This is a genomic window from Nocardia macrotermitis (genome assembly GCF_009604405.1).
Taxonomy (GTDB): domain Bacteria; phylum Actinomycetota; class Actinomycetes; order Mycobacteriales; family Mycobacteriaceae; genus Nocardia; species Nocardia macrotermitis.
On sequence record NZ_WEGK01000006.1, the window covers coordinates 127,227 to 145,411 of the forward strand.

Annotated in this window: 7 protein-coding genes; 5 read left to right on the plus strand and 2 right to left on the minus strand. The window is 69.7% G+C overall.

Annotation, left to right across the window (positions count from 1 at the left end):
• Positions 1–13: 13 nt before the first annotated feature.
• From NRB20_RS16120 to NRB20_RS16130, 3 genes are all read left to right on the plus strand, one after another.
• Positions 14–619 (plus strand): TetR/AcrR family transcriptional regulator, encoded by a 606-nt coding sequence (locus NRB20_RS16120; protein WP_153410952.1) that lies wholly within the window; start codon positions 14–16, stop codon positions 617–619.
• Positions 620–763: 144 nt separating this feature from the next.
• The gene (locus NRB20_RS16125) at positions 764–1,156 is read left to right on the plus strand and encodes an ester cyclase (protein ID WP_153410953.1); all 393 of its coding nucleotides are present in this window, start codon (positions 764–766) and stop codon (positions 1,154–1,156) included.
• Positions 1,149–2,255, plus strand: a complete 1,107-nt coding sequence (locus NRB20_RS16130) for a Gfo/Idh/MocA family protein (RefSeq protein WP_319944985.1) — start codon at positions 1,149–1,151, stop codon at positions 2,253–2,255. The genes NRB20_RS16125 and NRB20_RS16130 overlap by 8 nt, the downstream gene beginning before the upstream one ends.
• 146 nt (positions 2,256–2,401) lie before the next feature.
• Here the strand turns inward: NRB20_RS16130 and NRB20_RS16135 are convergent, their stop codons facing one another.
• Both NRB20_RS16135 and ccrA read right to left on the minus strand, forming a co-directional pair.
• Positions 2,402–3,100, minus strand: a complete 699-nt coding sequence (locus tag NRB20_RS16135) for a hypothetical protein (RefSeq protein ID WP_153410954.1) — start codon at positions 3,098–3,100, stop codon at positions 2,402–2,404.
• Positions 3,101–3,296: 196 nt separating this feature from the next.
• A complete protein-coding gene (gene ccrA, locus NRB20_RS16140; protein ID WP_153410955.1) occupies positions 3,297–4,676 on the minus strand; it encodes a crotonyl-CoA carboxylase/reductase in 1,380 nt (459 codons plus the stop codon).
• A 219-nt stretch (positions 4,677–4,895) separates the two neighbouring features.
• Between ccrA and NRB20_RS16145 the strand changes: the two genes are divergently transcribed.
• Together NRB20_RS16145 and NRB20_RS16150 are read left to right on the plus strand one after the other, a co-directional pair.
• A complete protein-coding gene (locus NRB20_RS16145) occupies positions 4,896–13,283 on the plus strand; it encodes an SDR family NAD(P)-dependent oxidoreductase (RefSeq protein WP_153410956.1) in 8,388 nt (2,795 codons plus the stop codon).
• Positions 13,280–18,178 (plus strand): type I polyketide synthase, encoded by a 4,899-nt coding sequence (locus NRB20_RS16150; RefSeq protein WP_153410957.1) that lies wholly within the window; start codon positions 13,280–13,282, stop codon positions 18,176–18,178. The genes NRB20_RS16145 and NRB20_RS16150 overlap by 4 nt, the downstream gene beginning before the upstream one ends.
• Positions 18,179–18,185: the final 7 nt, after the last annotated feature.

Sequence of the window (18,185 nt, forward strand, 5' to 3'; positions counted from 1 at the left end):
GTACTCTTGTGCTATGGGTGACTCGCGCAGGGCTGTCATGGGGCGGCCTCGGGGATTCGACATCGATGAGGCGCTGGAACGCGCGATGCGGGTCTTCTGGGCGCAAGGCTACGAAGGTGCGAGCCTCGCCGAGCTGACCGGTGCCATGGGGATCACCAAAACCAGTATGTATGCGGCCTTCGGCAACAAGGAGGAGTTGTTCCGTAAGGCTCTCGAGCGCTACGCCGCCGGGCCGGCCGTGTATGTCACGCGGGCCCTGGAGGAGCCGACCGCACGGGCGGTGGCCTTCGCGTTCCTGCGCGGAGCGGTCTGCGCCACGACCCCTGCGGAGGGTCCCTCGGGGTGTCTGGCCGTGCAGGGGGCGCTGGCGTCGAGCGAGGAGAGCCGGGCCGTCCACGACCTGCTTGTCGACTGGCGCAACGACGCGGGGGTTCATCTCGAGGCGCGCTTCCGGCGTGCCGTCGACGAGGGTGATCTTCCGTCCGACGCCGACCCTCGGCGTCTTGCTCGGTTCATCATGACGATGGGTTTCGGCATCGCGGTCCAGGCTGCCAATGGCCTCGGTCCTGCCGAGCTCGATGAGATCGTCGATACAGCGTTGCTCGACTGGCCCGTGTAGCCGCTGTCTCCTCCGCTTGTTCCCTTGTCTCGGTGAGACATTCGCCTCACGTGCGGGGCGGTGACAACGTGGTCGCACTTCAGTACCGTTCGGAACAGAAGTATTGAGCACGCCCTCCTCTCCGAGGGCTGAAAGAAGGCGATCATGTCCGACACCGATCTGCGCGAGTTCTACCTTCGCTACATCGCGGCGCTCAACGCCCACGAGATCTACCGGATGGACGAGTTCATCAACGACGAGACCACCCTGAACGGCGAGCCCGGCACTCGCGACCAGGTCGTCGCCGTGCTGAACGGCGACATCGACGCGGTTCCGGACTTCCACTGGGAACTCCAGGAGATCGCGGTCGACGGTGATCGCCTGGCCGCTCGCCTGATCAACACGGGGACGCCCGCCAAGGAGTGGCTCGGCGTGGCTCCCACCGGCGCCTCGTTCGAGATCGTCGAGTACGCCATCTATCAGGTTCGTGACGGGCGGTTCGTGCACATGACGGCCCTGCACGACGCCGAGACCCTGATGCGGCAGCTCGGTGCCTGACTCCGGCAACTCGATCGGCGTCGGCATCGTCGGGCTGAGTGCCACGGGTGGGTGGGCCGCAGGGGCTCACCTGCCCGCGCTGAACGCTGTCGACGGGATCGAGCTGCGCGCGCTGGCGGCGAGCTCCGCAGCATCGGCCCGGGCGGCGGGCGCGGCGTACGGCGTGCCCGCGTACACGTCGGTCGAGCAGCTCGCCGGCGACGAGAACGTCGACCTCGTTGTCGTCGCCGTCAAGGTGCCTCGGCACCGCGAACTCGTGTTGCCCGTGTTGGAGGCGGGCGTGCCGGTGCTCTCCGAATGGCCGCTGGCCGTCGACCTGCGCGAGGCGTGGGAGATGGAGCGTGCCGCCGGGACGACGCCCACCTTCGTCGGTCTGCAAGGTCGCTCCTCGCCTGCTTTCCGTTGGCTGGCCGACCTCGTGTCCGAAGGATTCGTGGGAGAAGTGCTCTCCGCCACGGTCGTGGCGTCCTCGACCGAATGGGGCACTCCGGTGCCTCCGAACCTGGTCTACACGCTCGACCGCAAGCTCGGGGCCACGATGCTGACCATCGCTTTCGGACACGCGATCGACCTGGTGTCGATGGTCGTCGGCGAGCTTCGGGACGTGGTGGCCACCACCGCGACCCGTCGTCCGCAGGTTCCCCTCGGGCGCACCGGACAGGTCGTTCCGATGACCGCCGAGGACCAGATCGCGATCTCCGGCACGGTGGCGGGCGGGGCGATCCTGTCCGTCCACCACCGCGGCGGCGCGGCATCGGGTGCGGGGTTCTCCCTGCTCATCGACGGTACGGAGGGGAGGCTCGAGATCACCGCCGCCGAGTTCCCGCACCTCGGCCCGGTCACGGTGTACGGCACGCGCGGCGGCGGTCGGCCCACGAAGATGACGCCGCCCAGCGGGTACGACGACTATCCCGGCCTGGCCGGAACGGTAATCCACACGCTGGCGCACGCCTATGCCGCGATTCGGGACGACCTCGTCCACGGAACGACTGTCGCCCCGGATTTCGCACACGCCGTCAAGCGTCATCGGCTCCTGGACGCGATCGTGCGGTCCGCCGCCACGGGGCAACGACAAACCCTCGGGCCTTGTGCGCAGTAGTTGATCGTGCGTGACCTGCGGTTACCGGGAGAGTCCGGCGGACTCGTCGGAAACCAGGCCGGCGATGGTGTTGCGGGTGAGGAGGTGAAACGGAAAGGGCGCGGTTCCCTCGATCCGATCTGCCGGATCGAGGGAACCGTTGCTGTTCAGTGGGTTTGGAACGGTTGGTTGATGGTGGTGAAGTACTGGACGGCGGCCAGGACTGTCACCGGGGCGGTGACCAGTAGTTGGCCTGCGAGGGTGCCCAGGGCGCCGACCGCGACTATTCCGCCCAGGCAGCCGACGAGTGCGGCTGGAACGAAGGGGCCGAACAGGCCGACCAGGGTGGCTGCGGCCACGGTGGCGCCGGCGATGCCGCCGAGTAGGCAGCCGACTGCGCCGCCGGTGAGGCCGCCGACCAGGGTGCCGACGGTGGCGCCGGCGCCGATGGTGCTGGTCAGGCGGGACCAGGCGGCCTGTTCGCGGTCGTAGGGGGTTTTCCAGGGGGCCTGGTCTTCGTACGGCAGTGCGATCGGGCGATACACGGCGTGGGCCGGGTCCAATTGCGGTGTGAGTGTCGCGGTGCGGCCGGTGATGTCGGCGCGGATCGGGAAGACGAAATCATCCACCCGGAAGGACAATTCGGTGCCCGCCAGTACCTTGCCGCGGTCGGAGCGCACCTTCAGGACGCCGTTGTCGTCGGTGAGTGATCCGGAATCGATCTCGATGCCGATCGACGAGGCCGTGGTGGTGGCCCGATAGCCGACGTTGTGGTCTGCGCCGGAATCGGCGTGCGCGCTACCCGAACCGATGGTCAGCGCCGCGATCGAAATCGCCGCGCCGAGTGTCATCGCTTTGGTATTCATTTATATCTCCCTCATCGTGCGATGTGCATTTACCACGATCGGGCACTGTGATTGCGGATGCGATATCAAGAATCGTCCGGATTTAAATTGCCCGATGCCGAGAATCCGCATGAAAAAGGAGATCCAGGGGGTTTGGACACGACAAATTCCCGTCGCGTCGCGACGGGAATTGATCGGTCGGGAATTCGGTGTACCGCTACTGATGAACGACCACTCGATCGGTGTCGGGAACGGATATCAGTGCAGGTAGTGGTCGTAGTGGGGACAGGAAATCCTCACCGAGACGCTCTCTCTTCTCCGGATCGGTTACGCCCAGACCCGCATTCGGCGCCAGCCCCAACACGCCGACCTTGCCGACATGCACATTCTGCTGCACCGAACGCACCGCCTCGGCCACATCGCTCAGCGGATGAACCGCCGACAATGGTGGCGCGAGTTTCCCGAGGTCGAAGAGGCGTATCATTTCCGCCGCTTCTTTCAAATTCATCGCGTGACTGCCGATCACGCGTTTCAAATTCATCCACAGATAGCGGTTGTCGTATTCGTGCCGGTATCCGCTCGACGAGCCGCAGGTGATGACCGTTCCGCCGCGGCGCACGACGATCACCGACATGCCGAAGGTGTCGCGACCGGTGTAGTCGAAGGCGACGTGCGGATCCTCGCCGACCGCGGCGCGTATGGCGCGGCCGAGCCGTTTCGCGGCCGCGATCGTCGCCTCGGGTCCGCGATCTCCGCTATCGAGCTCCAATTCCGTGCGATCGACCACGACCTCACATCCCAGCGCCCGCACCAGCCGTGCCTTCTCCCGCGACGACACCACGCCGACCGGGATGCCGCCGGCGTTGCGCACCAGCTGGGTGGCGAAGGCGCCGAGCCCGCCGGCCGCGCCCCAGATCAGCACGATGTCACCCTGTTTGATCCGCGCGCCGTGCTCGCCCACCAGCATCCGGTAGGCGGTGCCGCCGCACAGATTGATACAGGCCGCCTCCTCCCAGGTCAGATGTGCCGGTTTGGGCAGCAGCTGACTGGCCCGCACGACGCAATAGTGCGCCAGCCCACCGAAATTGGTCTCGTAACCCCACGCCGTCATGCCCGGATCGAGCATGGCGTCGTCGTGCGCGCCCGCGTTCTGATCGTCGACCACGACGGGCGACACCGTGACGTGGTCGCCGACCTTCCAGTTGCGGACCCCGGCGCCAGTCCGGACCACGACCCCGGCCGCGTCCGAGCCGATGACCTGATGATCGCGCCGGTGCCGGGCCGCGAAACCGCCCGGGCGGGCGTAGCGGTCGAGCATGTCGAAGGTCGACACCGGTTCGAAGATCGACGACCACACGGTGTTGAAATTGATCGAACTGGCCATGACCGCAACCAGCGCCTCGTCGGGTGCGAGTTCGGGCATGGGCACCTCGCCGAGATGGATCGATCGGCGTGGATCCTTGTCGGTCACGCCGTCGAACATGCCGACATCCTCGCGGCGCAGATGCGCGGCCCGATAGTGCGTCGGAACCTGTTGTGCGAGTAGCGCTTCGGCAGGTGCGCCCTCGATTACCGCCGTGGCGAGCCGATCGGTCATGATCGTGGTCCTTTCCACCACGCGGTCTCATCGCGCGGGTAATCTACTGAGCTGCAACGCTGTTCGTCCTACCGGCCGGGGTGGAGAATCGACCCTCACCGGAACGCTAAGGTCGGGCCGAGCCCCCTGACAGCCCCTAGTGGCCCCCTAAACCCGGTCGGCGCGCGACGGCACGGGTAGGGGTGTCCGGGGCGCTCGTTTCCCGCGACGCTGATCTTCATGACAGCCGAACAGCGCACGCACGAGCCGTCATCGGCGGGTACCGGGGGACGCGAGGAGCGGGCGGTCGCGATCGTCGGCATGGCGGTCCGGCTGCCCGGTGCGGAGGATCTCGCGCGGTTCTGGCAGTTGCTCGCCCGCGGCGGTGACGCCGTCACCGTGAGCGACCGGCGCCACCGGCCGGGCGGCTATCTGCGCGATGTGACGGGGATGGACATCGGCCTGTTCGGCGTGTCGGCGGGGGAGGCCGCCGCGATGGATCCGCAGCAGCGGCTGCTGCTGGAGTTGGCGTGGGAAGCGGTGGAGGACAGTCGAATCTCCCCGCACGATCTGTGCGGCACCTCCGCCGGGGTCTACATCGGGGCCATGCACGGGGACTACGAGATCCTCTCGCAGGCCGCGGCCGCCACCCGGCACACTCTCACCGGGCTGAGTCGCGGCATGCTCGCCAACCGGATCTCGCACGTCCTGGGTGTGCGCGGGCCCAGCCTGACCGTCGATGCCGGGCAGGCGTCCTCGCTGGTGGCGGTGCATCTGGCCGTGCAGAGCATCCGGCGCGGTGAATGCGCGGCGGCGCTGGCGGGCGGGGTCAATCTCGTACTGGGCGAACACGAGACGGTGATCGCCGAGCGGTTCGGCGCCCTGTCCCCGGACCATGCCTGTCACCCTTTCGACGAGCGCGCCAACGGCTACGTGCGGGGCGAGGGCGGGGCGCTGGTCGCGCTGAAACCCCTCACCGCCGCGCTGGCGGCGGGGGACCGGATCTACGCGGTGATCCACGGTTCGGCGGTCAACAACGACGGCGCGACCGCCGCCACCCTCACCACGCCGAGTGCCGACGCGCAGGCCGAGGTGCTGCGCGCGGCGCTCATCGACGCGGGAGTCGAGCCGCGACGCGTCGGCTATGTCGAAATGCACGGCACCGGAACGCCGGTCGGCGATCCGGTCGAGGCCGCGGCGCTCGGACGGGTGTACGGGGCCACGCGGGACGGTGCTGCCGCGCTGCGGGTCGGATCGGTGAAATCGAACATCGGCCATCTCGAGGGGGCGGCGGGGATCGCAGGGCTGGTGAAGGCGGCGTTGGCGGTGTACCGGGGTGAAATCCCGGCGACTCGCAACCATGATCGCCCCAGTCCGCGAATCCCGTTGGCGGAGCTTGGTTTAGAGGTCGTTACAGCGCACACGCCCTGGCCCGCAACGGATCCGGCTGTCGCTGGTGTGAGTTCGTTCGGGATGGGTGGCGCCAACTGCCATGTCGTCCTGGCCGCGGCCGCACCGGTGCCGCCGGATGATCCGTTCGTGTCCGGAGACGCGCTCACGCCGTTCGTACTCACCGGCGCGAGTGCGGGCGCGTTGCGGGACCGCGCGCGGCAACTGGGCGAATTCCTCACGGCCGATACAGATCTCGGCGCTCTGGCCTACTCACTGCACGTGACCCGGGCGCGCCACGATCACCGGGCCGTGGTCTTGGCGCGCGATCGGGCCGACCTCGACGACGGTCTGGCCGCGGTCACCTCGGGTTCGGTTGTGCCGCAGGTGGTGTCGGGACGGCGGACCCGGACGGACCGGGGCGCGGACGGGCGTCTGGCGTTCGTATTTCCGGGTCAGGGGGCGCAACGACCGGCCATGGCCCGCGCGCTGTATCGGACGTTGCCGGGGTTCGCCGCACAGCTGGACGAGGTGGTCGGGCAGTTCGGCCCGTATCTGGATCTGGACCTGCGGCGACTGCTGATCGAAGAGGACCGCGACAGCGCCGGGCTGCTCGCTCGCACTCGTTACACCCAGCCCGCCCTCTTCGCGGTGGAATACGCGCTGTACCAGGCGGTCCGGGAACTGGGGGTGCGGGCCGACCATCTGATCGGTCATTCCATCGGCGAACTGGTCGCGGCCACCGTCTCCGGCGCCTTCGCGGTTCGGGACGCGGTGCGGCTGGTGGCCGAGCGCGGCCGGTTGATGCAGGCCGCGCCCGCGGGCGGTGCCATGCTCGCGATCGCGGTGTCCGAGAACGAGATTCGTGAGCATCGAGATCGCATCGGCGCCGACTTCGACATCGCCGCGGTGAATCACCGGCAGGCCACCGTCATCTCGGGTGCGGCCGCCGCGGTGGCGGCGGCGGGTGTGGAATTCGCCGGGCGCGGATACCGGACCACCCGGCTGACCGTGAGCCATGCCTTCCACTCCGCCCACATGGACCCGGTGCTCGGGGAATTCCGGGATGTGGTGGCGGGCACCGAGGTTCACCGCCTGGGCACACCGGTGGTGTCGAACACCACCGGCCGCTTGCTGACCGACGCGCAGCTCGCCGACCCCGGTTACCTCACCTCGCAACTGCGCGGCACGGTACGTTTCGGCACTGGCATCGAGACCTTGCTCGAGCACGGTGTGACCACCTTCCTCGAGCTCGGGCCGGGGTCGGGACTGTCGAGCATGATCCGTTCGGCTCCCGGCATCGACGCCGGTGGTCGCACCATCGCGGCCGTGGCGGCGCTGCGTGACGGCACCGTCGATGCCGATGGTCTGCTGCGGGTCCTCGCCGAACTCGAATGCGCCGGTGTGCCCGTCGACTGGGAGCGTTCGATACCCGCCCGTCGGCGAATCGATCTGCCCACCTACCCCTTTCAGCGCACACCGCACTGGATCACAGGCGTGGAACGGAGTATCGATGCCCGGCCGCGCGCCGAGATCCCGGCCGAAACAGCCGAAATCCTCACGAGCGCAGCTGGAATCCGTGCCGACACGTCCGAAATCCCGATAAACAAATCCGAAGTCCATTCGGGCAAAGCCAAAATACATTCGGGCACCATAGAAATCGCTGAGAGTGCGACCGAAATACCGGCAAACTCAACCGAAATCCGCCGCGACTCCGAGATCGATCCTGTCAGCGCGGTGGTGACCGCGCTGACCCGCACGTTGGGCTCCACCACCGTCGGCGACGATGAACTGCGCAGCGCGTTCACCACGCTGGGCATGGACTCGCTGGGTTCGGTGCAGTTCCGCGACGTCATCGCCGAACTGACCGGCCTGCCCCTGCCCGCCTCCCTGGTCTACGACCACCCCACCCCGCGCGCGGTGATCGACCATCTCGGTGAACTGCTCGGCGCCCGCACGGCATCGACGAATACCAGTGGTGTGCAAAGGATTCGAGCGGACGACGACGAGGTGGTCATCGTCGCCACGGCCGGGCGCTGGCCGGGTGGGCTGGACACCCCGGAGGAATTCCAGGACGCGTTGCTGGCCGGGCGCGAGGTCACCGGAACCTTCCCGGCCGATCGTGGCTGGGACCTCCACCCGCAGGGATCGGGCCCGGCTCGTCGCGGCGGATTCCTGTACGACGCCGCCGATTTCGACGCGACGTTCTTCGGCATCGGCCCGCGTGAGGCGGAGGCGATGGACCCGCAGCAGCGGCTGCTGCTGGAGTCGACCTGGACCTGCCTGCAACGCGCCGGAATCGCACCGAGCTCGCTGCGTGGAAGCGGTACGGGCGTGTATGTCGGTGCGGTACAACAGGAATACGGCCCCCGCATGCACGAAGCGGCCGTCGGCGCCGCCGGATATCTGCTGACCGGGACCACCAACAGTGTGATCTCGGGCAGGCTGGCCTATCATTTCGGCTTCACCGGCCCGGCCGTCACCGTCGACACCGCCTGCTCCTCGTCCCTGGTCGCGCTGCACCTGGCGGTGCGTGCACTGCGTTCGGGTGAGTGCGATCTCGCGGTGGTGGGCGGGGTGTGTGTGATGGCCACACCCGGCATGTTCACCGAATTCGCCAAACAGGGCGGTCTGGCCGCGGACGGTCGCTGCAAACCCTTCGCCGACGCCGCCGACGGCACGGTGTGGGCCGAGGCGGTCGCGACCGTACTGGTCGAGCGACGCGCGGACGCGATACGGGCCGGGCACCGGATTCTCGCGGTCGTGCGCGGCACCGCGATCAATTCCGACGGCGCGAGCAACGGTCTCACCGCGCCGAACGGTCTCGCCCAGCAGCGCGTCATCTCCGCGGCCCTCGCGGACGCGCGGTTGTCGCCCGCCGATATCGATGTGGTCGAGGCGCACGGGACCGGCACCGCGCTCGGTGACCCCATCGAGGCGAAAGCGCTGGGCGCGGTGTACGGCAGTGTGCGTGGCGCGGATCGGCCGGTACTGATCGGCTCGGCGAAATCCAATATCGGGCACACCCAGGCAGCGGCCGGTGTCACCGGCATGATCAAGCTGATCGGCGCGCTCGGCTCGGCGACGGTGCCGCCGACGGTGAACGTCGAGACGCCCAGCGGTCTGATCGACTGGTCCGCGGCGAATCTGCGGGTGCCGGTCGGCGGACCGGTGCCGTGGCCCGAGACGGGTCGGCCGCGTACCGCGGCGGTCTCGTCGTTCGGAATCAGCGGCACCAACGCGCACGTTATCCTGCAAGAGCCGGAATTGCCTGTGTCGCAAGAACTTCCGGATCTCGCAGCGCCGCTGGTGTTCTCGGCCCGCTCGGCCGTGGGTCTGCGCGCCCATGCCGTGGCACTGGCCGCAGCGATCGATCCCGGTGGTGTGGTGGTGGCCGCGGCCGAATCGCACCGGGTGGACGAGGGTTTCGCCCATCGCGCGGTGGTCCGCTCGTCGGCGGATATCGGTGCCGCGCTGGCGGCGGTCGCGGCCGGTGCGCCGCATCCCGATGCCGTGGTCGCCGGTCCGCCGGACAGGGTGGGGCCGCGCGCGTACGTTTTCTCCGGTCAGGGCAGTCAGCGAGTCGGGATGGGGGCCCGGCTCGCCGCGGCCGTACCGGGGTTCGCCACGGAGCTGGACGCGGTGATCAAGCGGCTGGACCCGTATCTGCCGGTGCCGCTCGCGACGGTGCTGGCCGACGAGTCCGGGCTCGTCCATCGCACCCGCTACACCCAGCCCGCGATCTTCGCCGTCGAGGTCGCGTTGTTTCGCTGGCTCGAAACGTTCACCCCCGCACCGGATTTCGTGGCCGGTCATTCTGTGGGTGAGCTGGCCGCCGCACATGTGTCCGGTGTGCTCGACCTCGACGACGCCTGCCGCTTGGTAACCGCGCGCGGCAGGCTGATGGACGAGATCGATGCGGACGGGGCGATGGCCGCGCTGGCGGTCCCCGAGGCCGAGGTGGTACAGGCGCTGCGGGCGTACACCGGGGTGGATATCGCCGCTGTGAACGGACCGCGCGCCACCGTGATCTCCGGTGACCGGGCGGCGGTCGAGGCCGTGGCCGAACAGTTCCGGTCCGACGGGCGAAAGGTGCAGTTGCTCAACGTCTCCCACGCGTTCCACTCGGGCCACATGGACGCGATGCTCGACGAGTTCCGGCAGGTGGCCGAGACCGTGCGGGCGGGAGCGCCGCGCATACCGCTGATCTCGGGCCTGACCGGCGCGGCGATCGAAACGGCGGCCGAGCTCGGTGCGGACCACTGGGTGCGGCACGCCCGGCACGCCGTCCGCTTCGCCGGCGTGACGCGCACGCTGCACGACGCGGGTGTGCGGACGTTCCTCGAGGTGGGGCCCGACGCGGTACTGCTGCCGATGATCACCGACTCGATTCCGGAACCGATCGTCGTCGCACCCACCCTGTCCCGGCGAGCGGACGAAACCGATTCGGTCACACAGGCATTGGCGACCCTGTACCTCGACGGGGCCGAGGTGCGCTGGCCCGCGCTGCTGGGCGCCCGCCCGGTCGACACCGCTCCGCTACCCGGATACGCCTTCACCCGGACCCGTTTCTGGAGCGCACCCGGTGGGGCGGATCGCCGCCACCCCTTCCTGGGATCGGTGGCGCGCGCCGAGGACGGCGCGATCCTGCTCACCGGCACGATCTCGCTGGACTCGGTACTGTGGCTGGCCGATCACGCGATCGGTGACGCGGTGCTGTTCCCCGGTACCGGATTCCTCGATCTGGCCCTGTACGCCGCCGCACGGGCGGCGCGGGAGCAGGTCGCCGAACTCGATCTCGTCGCGCCGATGGTGTTGGGGGAATCCGATCGCCTCGTGGAGGTTTCGGTCGACGCCGACGGCGAGGTGGCCATCCGGTCCCGCGCACCGGGCGAGCCGTGGGTGACCCACGCGACCGGGCGGCTGGGCCACGAGACCGCCGGACCGGACGCGGTCACCGGGGAGCTGCCGGCACCGGATACCGAACCGGAGGAGCTGTACCGGCGGCTCGCCGCCGACGGCTACCGCTACGGACCCGCCTTCCGCAATCTACGCGGATTCGATTATGCGACAAGCGATTCCGTTCGGGTACGCCTGGAGCTGGATCGATCCACCCCTGCGGCCGCGGGGCACCGCGTCCATCCGGCGCTGCTCGACGCCGCCCTGCATCCACTGGTGGTCGCGCTGTCGCCGGACGACTCCGGGCCGGTGCTGCCCGCGCAGTTCCGCGGCGTCCGCGTCACCGCCGCGCCCGCCGGACCGGTCCTGGCCGAGGCCGCGCGCACCGGACAGTATCGAGCGGCACTGCGGGTGAGCGCCCCCGACGGCCGGACCCTGGTCGAGATCGATGCCGTCACCTTCCTCCCGGCCACCCTGCCCGCCGCCTCCGGCCCGGAACTGCCCGGCCGGCTGGTGTGGCAGCCGGGCGCACCGGTCGCCGCCGAGCCGGACGGTGATGTGGTGATCGTCGGCGGTGCCGACGCCGATTTCGCGACACCGGAGGCGCTGCGGGCGGCGGTGCGCGACGGTCGCGCGGCTCCGGATCTGGTGCTCGCACTACCGGATTCCGCAGCCGCCGACGACATCGCGGCAGCGACGCATTCCGTTGTGGCCGAAACGATCACGACGTTGCGGGACTGGGCCACCGACGACACACTCGCCGAGACTCCCTTGGCGGTCGTGGTCGAGAATTCGGGCGCGCTCGGCTCGATACCCGGCCAGGCGGTAGCCGGTTTGGTCCGCAGTGCGCAGAACGAATGGCCCGGACGATTCCGGCTGGTGGAGACCGACAGCCTCGCCGAGCCCCGGCGGATCGCGGCCGCCGTCGAAGCCGTGTCGGATCCCGAAATCATGTTGCGGGACAATCATATTCAGCGTCCTGAGGTCGAGGCGGTCACGACACCGACAGACGACACCACAGCCGCCGCCCTGTCGGGCACGGTCCTGATCACCGGTGCCTCGGGTGCGCTGGCCGGAGTCGTGTGCCGACACCTGGTCGCCGCCCACGGGGTGCGGCGGCTGCTGCTGGTGAGCCGCGGCGAGGTCGCGGCCGAGACGGTGGCGCAACTGCGGGAGCTGGGCGCGCACGTGCGCACCGAGAGCCGCGACATCGCGGACGCCGAACAGGTGCGGGATCTGATCGCCGGAATCGATCCGACCGCACCGCTCTCGGCCGTCTTCCACCTCGCCGGAGTACTCGACGACGCGGCGCTGACCTCCGTCACGTCCGAACAGATCTCGACCGTCCTGCGGCCGAAGGTCGACGGTGCGTGGAATCTGCACCGCCACACCGAGCGGCTGCCGGAAGTCGTTGCGTTCGTGCTGTTCTCGTCGATGGTCGCGACCACCGGCAACCCGGGACAGAGCACCTACGCCGCCGCCAACGCGTTCCTGGACGGGCTGGCCCGCGCGCGTCGGCACGCGGGTCTGCCCGCCACCGCGATCGGGTGGGGATTCTGGGAGGATGTCGAGGGCATGGGCGCCACACTCGGCGGCATCGAACTGGCGCGGCTGCGGCGTTCGGGCGTCGGTTCGCTGAGCGTCGATCGGGCGGTGCGCTATCTGGATGCCGCACTGGTCGCGGGGGAACCCCATGTGCTGGCCACCCCTGCCTGGCCCGCCGCGATCCGGGTCCGATCGGCGCGCACGCCCGCCCCGCACCGCGACTCCGAACAGCGTGGCTCCCAACTGCGGGCCGCCGCGCCCGCACGGTCCGAGAACCGTTGGGCGGCACTGTCTCCCGAGGAACGTCGGCAGTCCGTGACCGCGCTGGTCCGGGACGCGGTGGCGCAGTCGCTGGGCCATCCCGCCGGTACCGAGATCGACGCGCGCCGCGGATTCCTGGACATGGGCGTGGACTCGCTGGCCGCGGTGGAGTTGCGCAATCAGCTGTCGAGGGCCTGCGGCGTCCGCCTGTCGGCGACGGCGCTGCTCGACCATCCGACCGTGACGCAACTCGGTGACCACGTGACCGCGCTGCTCACCGCACAATTCGGCGACACCACGACCTCCGCCGCCGTCGACATCGCGGCACTCATCGCGAATCTCGAACGCGTGCAGCAGGATTCGGCAGAACTCGACGGCCCGCACCGAGAACTGCTGCTGACCCAGCTGCGCCGCCTGACCGCACCCACGGCCGAACCGGCCACCGCGGACCGCGATCCGCGCGCGGCCACCGACGACGAACTATTCGATCTGATCGACAACGAGCTCGGGTTGAGCAGAGATGAGGCGCTGTGACGACGGTATCCGGCGATGCCCCGGCGGTATCGGGCGAGGACAAACTGCGGGCCTACCTGAAACGGGTCACCGCGGAACTCCAGCAGACGCGGCGGCAGCTGGCACAGGTCACCGCCCGTGCCGATGAGCCGATCGCGATCGTGAGCATGGCCTGCCGCTATCCCGGCGGGGTGCGCGAACCCGAACAACTCTGGGATCTGGTGGCCACCGGCGCCGACGCGGTCGGCGCCTTCCCCGGCAACCGCGGCTGGCCCGCCGGCCTGCACGACGCCGATCCGGACGCGGCCGGTCGGTCGCTGACCGATCAGGGCGGATTCCTCTACGACGCCGACCGTTTCGACGCCGGATTCTTCAATATCGGAAACCGGGAAGCGGTCGCGACCGATCCGCAGCAGCGACTGATGCTCGAACTGAGCTGGGAGCTGTTCGAACGCGCCAATATCGTGCCGGAAAGCTTGCGCGGCAGCGGAACCGGTGTGTTCACCGGCGTCATGTACTACGACTACGGCACCCAGCTGCCCACCGGATCGCCGCAGGACGGTTACCGGGTCATCGGCAGTGCCGCGAGCGTCGTGTCCGGGCGGATCGCCTATCACCTCGGGCTGACCGGGCCCGCCGTCACCGTCGACACCGCGTGCTCGTCGTCGCTGGTGGCGATCGCGCAGGCGGCCGCGGCGCTGCGGCGCGGCGAGGTCGAACTGGCGCTGGCCGGTGGTGTGACGGTGATGTCCACGCCGACGACCTTCATCGATTTCAGTCGTCAGCGGGCACTGTCGCCGGACGGCCGCTGCCGCTCGTTCTCGGCCGCGGCCGACGGGACCGGTTGGGCCGAGGGCGCCGGACTGCTGCTGCTGGAACGCGAATCCGACGCCCGCCGCAACGGGCACCACATCCACGCGCTGATCCGCTCGTGTGCGATCAATCAGGACGGCGCCAGCAGTCAGCTCACCGCGCCGAACGGGCCCGCCCAGGAGCGCGTCATCGGCGCGGCACTGGCCGGGGCGGGACTGCGGCCCGCCGACATCGACGTGATCGAGGCCCACGGCACCGGGACGGTGCTGGGCGATCCGATCGAAATCGGCGCTCTCGCAAGGGCTTACGGTGCGGGTCGAGCCGCCGACGACCCGATCCACGTGGGCTCGCTGAAATCGAATATCGGGCACAGCCAGGCCGCGGCCGGAGTCGGCGCGGTCATCAAGATGACGATGGCGATGGCGCACGAACGCATGCCGAAGTCGCTGTACGGCGACGATCCGACCCCGCACATCGATTGGGACGAGATCCCGCTGCGGTTGCTCGCCGAGGAACGGCCCTGGCCGCGCGGTGACCGGCCGCGTCGGGCGGGCATCTCCTCGTTCGGAATCAGCGGTACCAACGCCCATCTGATCCTGGAGCAGCCCGCCGACGAGGCGCCGGTGGCCGCCGAGACCGGGCGGGCCGGGGCCGCGCCGTACGTGTGGGTGCTGTCGGCGCGCACCGACCGCGCACTCGTCGCCCAGGCCGACCGGCTGTCGCAACGGTTGCGTGCGGAACCGACGCTCGAACCCGACGCGCTGGCCCGCACACTCGCGTTGGGGCGCACCGCATTCGAGCATCGAGCCGCGATCGTGGGCGACACGGTCGCGGATCTGCTGTCGGGTCTCGGCACCCTTGCTTCCGGCACTCCCGGAGCCGGCACCCACGTCGGACAGGCGCGGCACCACACGGTCACGTTCCTGTGCAGTGGGCAGGGCAGCCAATTCCCGCGCATGGGATACGAACTGCGCGAACGCTTTCCGGTGTTCCGGGTGGTGTTCGACCGGATCTGCGAGACCGTCGACGAACTGCTCACCGGTGTCGCGACCCATTCGCTGCGCGAGGCGCTCGAGGGCGCGACCGACGACGATGACCGGCTCCTGCTGGACCGCACGCTCTACACTCAGCCCTGCCTGTTCGCCGTCGAGGTCGCGCTGGCCGCGCTGTTGCGGTCGTGGGATATCGTCCCTGACCGGGTCATCGGCCATTCCATCGGGGAACTCGCGGCCGCGCAGATCGCCGGTGTGCTCTCGCTCGACGATGCCTGCCGGCTCGTGGCCGAGCGGGCCCGGCTGATGCAGGAGATCGACACCGCCGGAGCGATGATCGCGATCGAGGCCACCGCCGCGGAGGTGCGGGCGGAGCTCGAGCGGACCGCGCTGCCGGTCGATATCGCCGCGGTGAACGCGCCGCGCTCGGTGGTGATCTCCGGCAGCCCCGACGCCACCGAGGCGCTCGCGGACGGGTTCCGGCAGCGTCGGCGTCGCACCAAGCGGCTCAACACATCCCACGCCTTCCACTCCGCTCAGATGGACGGTCTGCTCGCGGAATTCGAGGCCGTCGCGGCCCGGCTGACCTACCGGCCCGCCGCGGTGCCGATCGTGACCACCGGCGGCGCCGTGGACGCGGGAGCGCTACTGGATGCCGCCTACTGGACCCGGCAGATCCGCGAACCGGTCCTGTTCGCTCCGGCCATCGAATTCGCCTGTGCGGCAGGGGAGAACGCCTTTCTGGAGATCGGTCCGGGTGGGGTGTTGAGTGCCCTCGCCGCGGAGACGGTCGCCGCGGCCGAGCCTGCCGCGGTTCGCCCCGAGCCGGTCGTGATCACGACGCTGCGCCCGGACGTGCGCGCCGACGAATCGATCGCCGCGGCCGTCGCGCGACTGCACGTCGTGGGACTGACACCGAACTGGGAACGGCTGCAACCGGATTCGCCGATGTCGGCACTGCCCACCTACGCGTTCGACCGCGAACGACACTGGCCCGCGGCACCGGCCGACACCGAGACCGGCCCGGGCTCCGACGGCGAGTTCTGGACCGCGGTGGTTGGGCAGGACGGCACGGCACTGCGTCGGCTGATCGGCTACACCGGCGCCGACGAACATGTCGAGGCCCTGGTGGCCCCGCTGGCCGACTATCACCGGCGCACCACGCACGCTCGGCAGCGCGACCGCTGGACCTACGTGACCGAATTCGGTGACATCGAAACCCCTTCGGCTCCTGCCGATCCCGGTGACTGGGTGATCCTCGGGCACCCCGACGACGACTTCGGCGCGCGGGTGGCGCAGGCACTGCGCGATATCGGCGCCACCGTCGCCGTCGTGGCATTCGACTCCGCCGAACTCGCACGGCACCGAGCATTTACGGCTGCGCTACGGGAAGCCGCGCCCGATGCCGCGCCCACGGGCATCATCTCGGTACTGCCGGTGGGCGCGTCCGGAACCGACCCCGCCGAGGGCGTCGAACGCGCGCTGGCACCGGCCGTCGAACTCGCCCGGACCTGCGACGAACTCGGCTGGCAGTCCCGGCTGTGGACGCTGACCTCCGGTGCGGTCGCCGCGGTCGACGGCGACACGGTGCCGGATCCGGCCGCGGCGACGGTATGGGGATTCGGTGCGGTCGCCGCCGTCGAACTGCCGCATCTGCGCGGCGGCCTGATCGACATCGATGATTCCGGCGACCGGGCCGGGCTCGATATCGCGCTGGCCGTGGTCACCGATCGGCGTTCGACCGAAACCGAGATCGCCGTCCGATCGGGACGAGCGTTGTCCCGCCGGCTGATCCGGCACCGGACGCCCGCCGCGGAGCCGTGGACGCCGGACCCCGCCACCACCGTCCTGATCACCGGCGGCCTGGGCGCGCTCGGCCGGGCACTGGCCCGCAGACTGGTCGCCGACGGCGCCCGCCACCTGCTGCTCACCAGCCGCGCCGGTATCGACGCGCCCGGCGCCGCGGAGTTCGTCGCCGAACTCGCCGCCCAGGGTGCGCGGGTGCGGGTCGCCCGCTGCGACGTCGCGGATCCGGAACAACTACGCCTGGTGGTGAATTCGGTGGCGGTGACCACGCCGCTGTCGGCGGTGTTCCACGCCGCGGCGGTACTCGATGATGCCTCGATCGCTGCCCTCACTCCGGATCAACTCCGAAACGCGTTGGCGGCCAAGGCCATCGGCGCGCACAACCTGCACGAGACGACCCGGGCGTTGGAGTTGTCGGCCTTCGTCCTGTTCTCCTCCATCGCCGGACTGTGCGGGGTCGCCGGACAGGCCAACTACGCCCCGGCCAACGCCTACCTGGACGCGCTCGCCCGGCATCGGCGCGCGGCGGGGCTGCCCGCCACCGCGGTGTCGTGGGGGTTGTGGGCCGGTGACGGCATCATCGACGACGCCGGTGCGCGTCGCGCCGAGGCCAACGGCTTCCTGCCGATGGACCCCGCCCGCGCGCTGGACGTGCTGCCGTATGCGATCACCGATCCGGCCGCCCATCTCGCGGTCGCCGACATGGACTGGGATCGGCTCGCGGCCCAGCAGTTCAACGCGATCTCCGGCGGCCTCACCGCCACCGCGACCGACCCGGCTCCGGCGGCCACGGACGCCGCGCACGAGGCGTGGTGGCGGGAGTTGACCGCGCTACCGGGCGACCAGCGCCGGGCCCGGGTGATCGCACTCGTCCAGGAGCACATCGCCGCCGTGCAGGCCGTCGACTCGCCGACCCGCATCGATCCCGGGCGCAGTTTCAGCGATCAGGGCTTCGATTCCATCACCGCGGTCGAACTGCGTAATCGGCTGCGGGCCCGCACCGGACTGGCCCTGTCGCCCGCGGTGCTGTTCGACTACCCGACCACCGCCGAACTCGCCGATCATGTGCTGGCGCTGCGGTACGCCGATTCGACCGAACCCGACATCTTCGGCCAGATCACTCGTCTGGGTGAGGCATTGGCCGGATTGGACGGCGACCTGGCCGGGCGGGCCAGAACCGAATTGTCCGCCGTCCTGGCCACTCTCGGCGATCGGCACGCGGAGACGGACGCCCCCGACCGGCTCGACGACGCCACCGATGCCGAACTCGCCGAGTTCATCGAGAAGAACCTCGGAATCACCTGACCGACCC

Coding starts and splice junctions, on each gene's coding strand:
- NRB20_RS16135 (WP_153410954.1), bottom strand. CDS start 3,100: ATGAATACCAAAGCGATGACACTCGGCGCGGCGATTTCGATCGCGGCG.
- NRB20_RS16145 (WP_153410956.1), top strand. CDS start 4,896: ATGACAGCCGAACAGCGCACGCACGAGCCGTCATCGGCGGGTACCGGG.
- ccrA (WP_153410955.1), bottom strand. CDS start 4,676: ATGACCGATCGGCTCGCCACGGCGGTAATCGAGGGCGCACCTGCCGAA.
- NRB20_RS16120 (WP_153410952.1), top strand. CDS start 14: ATGGGTGACTCGCGCAGGGCTGTCATGGGGCGGCCTCGGGGATTCGAC.
- NRB20_RS16125 (WP_153410953.1), top strand. CDS start 764: ATGTCCGACACCGATCTGCGCGAGTTCTACCTTCGCTACATCGCGGCG.